Below are 4,729 nucleotides of genomic sequence, written 5' to 3'. Positions count from 1 at the left end.
TTAGTCCACTCTCTCATCGCCTTGTCTGAAAAATTTTTAACCAATACCAGGCCTGTTTAGTTTGTGTCGACAGTCTCTAACCACTATGATGGCAATGCAAAATCCTGAACTCCAGAGCCTGCAGCGTAAGATCGAAAAACTGCTGACCGTGCACCAGGAACTGCGCGAGCAGAATAAAGCCATGCGCGCTGCGGAAGCGAGCTGGCAGGCCGAGCGTGCAAAACTGATGCAGCAGAACGAAATTGCCCGTCGCAAGGTCAATGAAATGATTACCCGTCTGCAAACGCTGGAGCGCAATAGTGGCTAACCCATCCAAAACCCTGGAATTACTGATTCTCGACCGCGAGTACCGCATCAACTGTCCCGATGGCGCAGAAGAAAAACTGCGCGATGCGGCGCGCTATCTCAACGAGAAAATGTCCGAAATAAAAAACGCCGGTTCCTCCGCCGGTAAAGTGCTGGGCACCGATCGTGTGGCGGTTATTGCGGCACTGAACATCGCCCATCAGCTGCGTGAGCTGGAAGCCGAAAACCTGCAGATGAAGCGCGATCTGAACAAGATGAACGCCGCCATTGACGAAGCTCTGGAGCAGGATCTGCAGCTGGAGCTGTGATTCTGTAACGCAGTTTTCATTACAAAATCCTCATTTTTTCATAATGATCTCTGATATACTGCGCCTGCTCCCTGGGGTGTTTGCCAGTCGATAAAGTCCTGAGCCGATGCACTTTTTTATGGAAGGTTTCACTCGCTGATGTGCGCATGTCCGCCCGACGGAAAGCCTGATTCAGTGTCTGGCCTGCCACCTTGGACCACAGGGTTCAAGGCCTTTATTTACGACAGCGGCACAGTGGGGAGCCCTTCCGATTTCTGCGTTTAATTCCGATGAATAAAACCGAACTCCGCCGGCATATGCGCCGCCAACGCCACGCGCTTAACCGCCGCCAGCGTCAGCAGGCCGCACAGCAGCTACTGCACTCTCTGCGTCAGTCGACGCACTTTCAGCATTCGCGTCATGTTGCCGTGTATTTAACCAATGATGGCGAGATTGATACCTCGGTCTTTATCCGCGACTTACAGCGCCGTGGCAAAACCCTCTACCTGCCGGTGCTGCACCCGCTGCGTAAAGGACACCTGAGCTTTCTGCCCTTTAACCGCCAAAGCCGCATGATCAAAAACCGTTTTGGTATCAGCGAGCCAGACTTTGCCAGCCACCGGGCGATGCCGGCACGTTTTATCAATCTGATCTGTATGCCGTTGGTCGCCTTCGATGAGAGTGGCAACCGGCTGGGAATGGGTGGCGGCTTTTACGACCGCACACTGGCCTTCAGCCGCCAGCCCGGAAACAAACCCCGGCTGATTGGCTGTGCCTATGAATTACAAAAGACAGCGGCACTACCCGCTGAAGACTGGGATATCCCACTGACAGCCATTGCCACCGATGCAGGGTTGCATCGTTTTCAGGCTCACGCTGAATAATTCCGACGTGCTTTGTTCAGCGAATGCTGTTTTCCATCGTCATCAGTGACGCCGGACGCTTAACCTCGCTGGTCATACCAGTCACCGCTGCCCCCAGCAGCACAATGACACTGAGAAGAATCAGAATATCGGGTTTTTTCATTACTGTTTGTTCCTACTGCATTCCGTATTACGGATTAGAACCTGTGATCATTGAATGCTACGCTGCCCTTGCACGCTCAGCCTGATGCTTGTTAATGGCACCTCTCGCGAGAGCAATACTCGGACCACTTTATAGTCAGAAAATATGAATCACTGGTTACTGAAATCTGAGCCGGACGTTTTTAGTTATTATCATCTTGAGGCCGCACCAGGCAGGCGCACAGTATGGGACGGCGTGCGCAATTATCAAGCGCGGAACATACTGCGGGATGAGATCCAGGTCTCAGATCTGGCGTTTTTTTACCATTCCAGCTGTAAAGAGCCTGCAATTATCGGCGTGTGCCGCGTTACCCGCACCGGACTTGCCGATCCGTCACAGTTTGATCCGGCCTCCGATTATTTTGATGCAAAATCCGATGCGGCCAATCCGCGCTGGATCACCATCGAAGTCGAAGCCCTGCGCGCACTCAAACACCCCATTACGCTGAAAGATATGCGCAAAGACAGTGCGCTGCAGGAAATGGCTCTGCTCAACCGTTCTCGCCTTTCCGTTCAGCCGGTAAGCGCTGAAGAATGGTCGCATATTCTGCATCTGGCCGCCGACGACGGACATTTCCATGAATGAAATAACGCCCCATGTGGTCACCCTGAATGCAGACCAGAGCTATCAGATTTGCCAGTGCGGACGCTGCAGCAGCGCACCCTTTGCCGCCGACAATTGCCCCCGACCGCTGAGCCTGCACAGCAATCAGAAGCAACTGGTGTGGTTGTGCAGCTGCGGACGCAGTGAGGCCATGCCCTACTGCGATGGCAGTCATAATCCGCGCAATAAAATGAGTATCCGGGAGGCGATCAGGGAAATGGCTCAGGACTTACTCAGCCACTTCCGTAAATAGCTCAGAACGCCGCAGCCGCGGCATTGGGTGTCATGATTTTACGCACCTGATGAAACAGGTCTGCGGTGTCGAGCAAAGAGTTGCCCGACTGAATCATACCGTGGCGCACCTGCCAGAAGGTGGCCGCATGCAGGGCAATGACCTTATCCACAGGCTCAAAGCCCATCAGCGGGCGCACAAGCGTCCCACTGAAGGTCGATTGGGTAACCACCAGATTGCCTTCACACACCACCTCTTCAACCCCAATGGAAAAGTCTTCCATAGAGTTGCGGATAGTCTGAATCAGGGTCTCCATACCATCCAGACCCAGCGGCATATTGACCATGCTCGCATAGTAGGTGAAGTCGCGGGCAACCAGCGAACGCGCCAGATTAAAGCGCCCCTGATTCCAGGTCAGCTCAACAAAATTGTGTACCAGCTTTTTATTACTATCCAGACGCGCGTCCATGTCATTCTCCTGCAGTGCAGACATCCTTGCCTGCTGAATCACAGCCATTGGCCTTTTGCGCGATACTACGCAGCGGATAGTTATACTCTTAGGACAATTCGGGTCAATATGGCAAAAGTTGGAAATCAGACCGGGTTGGAATCGGACAGTAACCATTCCGCCAGCTGACGATAGATCTGCTCTCTGTGCTGCGGTGACTCATTCACCAGATGGTGCTGACCACCGGGCAACATCATCAGACGCTGACGGGGAAACTTCTGCGCCAGCAGTTTCAGGTTATGACGCCAGGCGACGGTATTATCGTTATCGCCCTGCACGATGGTTACCGCCAGTTCAGAAGCGGGTAATGCTTCAATATAGGGTATCCATTGCTTCAGGGCTCCGACCCAACGCACACTGAGGTGATGTGGCTGCAACGGGTCCTGCTCAGCGATAAAGCGCAGAAAATCGGTATCCGCCGAATTGGGGTTAAATTTGCGCCGAACCTGACGCAGAAACAGGCTGACAAAGGTATGCACCAAACGGCCTCTGTACCAGCCTTTCGGGCGTACCAGAGGAGCCATCAGGGTAATGCCGGCAAAGGGTGATTGCGCTTTGGTCAGCTGGCGCTTGAGCAGATAATTAATAATGATGGCGCCACCAGTACTCTGACCGAAGACATACAACGGGCCGCCAAGGCCGCCACGGGTACGCTGCAGAATCAGACTGAACACTTCGTCGTATTCCTGGAAACTGCCGATGGATGCACTCTCGCCGCTGGAAAGTCCGTGCCCGGGCAGATCGAACGTCACCACATTCAGCCCCTGCTGCAGGCAAAAGCCAATCAGCGAACCGTACAGACCAACATGGTCGTAGTACCCATGAACAACGATGGCAGTACCACGCGGGTTCTGTGGACGCCATACCTGCACAGCTATCTGGTAATCAGCCGCCTGTATCAACCCGGCAAAGTGACGCACGCCACTCAGCTCTGGAAAGTCCAGCCGGTACATCTGCAGATAAGCATCCATTTGCGCACCAGAGGCCGGCTCACGAAACTGCCAGTCCATCGGTTTAAGGGCAGAAACCAGACCGTTCTTACTCCAGCTCAGACTCACATTCAGCACTCCGGAAAATAACACCGACATACTAGGCGCTGACAGCAACGATGCCTAGCCACCCTTGCCGTTAAAGACTAAATAAGCCGCAGCAACAGCTTAACCAGCAGAAAAACAGCAATAAAAAAGGGCTCCGAAGAGCCCTTTTTACGATCTGGCTAAAGCGTATTACACGCTGTAGTACATATCGTATTCAACCGGATGAGTGGTGTGCTCAACACGGTAAACTTCTTCCATCTTCAGGTCGATGTAAGCTTCGATCATATCCTTGCTGAATACGCCGCCTGCAGTCAGGTACTCGTGGTCAGCTTTCAGGCTGTCCAGAGCTTCACGCAGAGAGCCACAAACCTGTGGAATCTTGGCTGCTTCTTCAGCTGGCAGATCGTACAGATCTTTGTCAGCTGCATCGCCAGGGTGGATCTTGTTCTTAACGCCGTCCAGACCAGCCATCAGCAGAGCTGCGAAAGCCAGGTATGGGTTAGCAATCGGATCCGGGAAACGCGCTTCGATACGCTTGCCTTTTGGAGACGCAACGTAAGGAATACGGATAGAAGCAGAACGGTTACGGGCAGAGTAAGCCAGCATTACCGGAGCTTCGAAGCCTGGGATCAGACGCTTGTAAGAGTTAGTACCTGGGTTGGTGAACGCGTTCAGGGACTTAGCGTGCTTG

The 4,729-nt window shown here is 53.2% G+C and carries 8 protein-coding genes, 1 other RNA gene and 1 pseudogene; 6 read left to right on the top strand and 4 right to left on the bottom strand.

Translation table 11 applies throughout. The annotated features are described in order from the left end of the window. The first annotated feature begins 85 nt into the window (after window positions 1-85). From B3P58_RS16230 to B3P58_RS16215, 4 genes are all read left to right on the top strand, one after another. Entirely contained in the window at window positions 86-307 is a 222-nt protein-coding gene (locus tag B3P58_RS16230; RefSeq protein ID WP_145467122.1) for a TIGR02449 family protein, read from the top strand. Next, entirely contained in the window at window positions 300-614 is a 315-nt protein-coding gene (locus B3P58_RS16225; RefSeq protein ID WP_145467124.1) for a cell division protein ZapA, read from the top strand. Before B3P58_RS16230 ends, B3P58_RS16225 begins: the two co-directional genes overlap by 8 nt. Window positions 615-679: 65 nt before the next feature. Next, a non-coding RNA gene (gene ssrS / locus B3P58_RS16220) (6S RNA) lies at window positions 680-859 on the top strand. Between the two features lie 24 nt (window positions 860-883). Further along, window positions 884-1,477, top strand: a complete 594-nt coding sequence (locus tag B3P58_RS16215; RefSeq protein ID WP_286719052.1) for a 5-formyltetrahydrofolate cyclo-ligase — start codon at window positions 884-886, stop codon at window positions 1,475-1,477. A 16-nt stretch (window positions 1,478-1,493) separates the two neighbouring features. On the opposite strand, the gene B3P58_RS16210 is transcribed toward B3P58_RS16215, so the two are convergent. Next, window positions 1,494-1,619 carry a hypothetical protein gene (locus tag B3P58_RS16210; protein ID WP_255449004.1) on the bottom strand — a complete coding sequence of 42 codons (126 nt, stop codon included), beginning with the start codon at window positions 1,617-1,619 and terminating at the stop codon, window positions 1,494-1,496. 144 nt (window positions 1,620-1,763) lie between these two features. Between B3P58_RS16210 and B3P58_RS16205 the strand changes: the two genes are divergently transcribed. Further along, on the top strand, window positions 1,764-2,243 hold the full coding sequence (locus tag B3P58_RS16205) for an EVE domain-containing protein (protein WP_230332152.1): 480 nt from the start codon (window positions 1,764-1,766) through the stop codon (window positions 2,241-2,243). Beyond that, a complete protein-coding gene (locus tag B3P58_RS16200; protein WP_286719051.1) occupies window positions 2,236-2,514 on the top strand; it encodes a CDGSH iron-sulfur domain-containing protein in 279 nt (92 codons plus the stop codon). Before B3P58_RS16205 ends, B3P58_RS16200 begins: the two co-directional genes overlap by 8 nt. A gap of 1 nt (window position 2,515) precedes the next feature. Here the strand turns inward: B3P58_RS16200 and B3P58_RS16195 are convergent, their stop codons facing one another. The 3 genes and pseudogenes from B3P58_RS16195 to glnA form a co-directional block, all read right to left on the bottom strand. After that, window positions 2,516-2,986 (bottom strand): ester cyclase, encoded by a 471-nt coding sequence (locus B3P58_RS16195; protein ID WP_225691367.1) that lies wholly within the window; start codon window positions 2,984-2,986, stop codon window positions 2,516-2,518. Between the two features lie 101 nt (window positions 2,987-3,087). Continuing rightward, the gene (locus B3P58_RS16190) at window positions 3,088-4,059 is read right to left on the bottom strand and encodes an alpha/beta hydrolase (protein WP_286719050.1); all 972 of its coding nucleotides are present in this window, start codon (window positions 4,057-4,059) and stop codon (window positions 3,088-3,090) included. Between the two features lie 168 nt (window positions 4,060-4,227). After that, a pseudogene (gene glnA / locus B3P58_RS16185) lies at window positions 4,228-4,729 on the bottom strand (glutamine synthetase); the annotation flags it as partial.

Origin of the sequence: Thalassolituus sp. UBA2009 (assembly GCF_002335285.1) — a bacterium.
Taxonomy (GTDB): domain Bacteria; phylum Pseudomonadota; class Gammaproteobacteria; order Pseudomonadales; family Oceanobacteraceae; genus Venatoribacter; species Venatoribacter alkanivorans.
Note: the sequence above shows the minus strand (reverse complement) of the source record. Positions and strands in the feature narration are given on the sequence as shown.

Coding starts and splice junctions, on each gene's coding strand:
- B3P58_RS16200 (WP_286719051.1), top strand. CDS start 2,236: ATGAATGAAATAACGCCCCATGTGGTCACCCTGAATGCAGACCAGAGC.
- B3P58_RS16230 (WP_145467122.1), top strand. CDS start 86: ATGATGGCAATGCAAAATCCTGAACTCCAGAGCCTGCAGCGTAAGATC.
- B3P58_RS16210 (WP_255449004.1), bottom strand. CDS start 1,619: ATGAAAAAACCCGATATTCTGATTCTTCTCAGTGTCATTGTGCTGCTG.
- B3P58_RS16215 (WP_286719052.1), top strand. CDS start 884: ATGAATAAAACCGAACTCCGCCGGCATATGCGCCGCCAACGCCACGCG.
- B3P58_RS16195 (WP_225691367.1), bottom strand. CDS start 2,986: ATGTCTGCACTGCAGGAGAATGACATGGACGCGCGTCTGGATAGTAAT.
- B3P58_RS16205 (WP_230332152.1), top strand. CDS start 1,764: ATGAATCACTGGTTACTGAAATCTGAGCCGGACGTTTTTAGTTATTAT.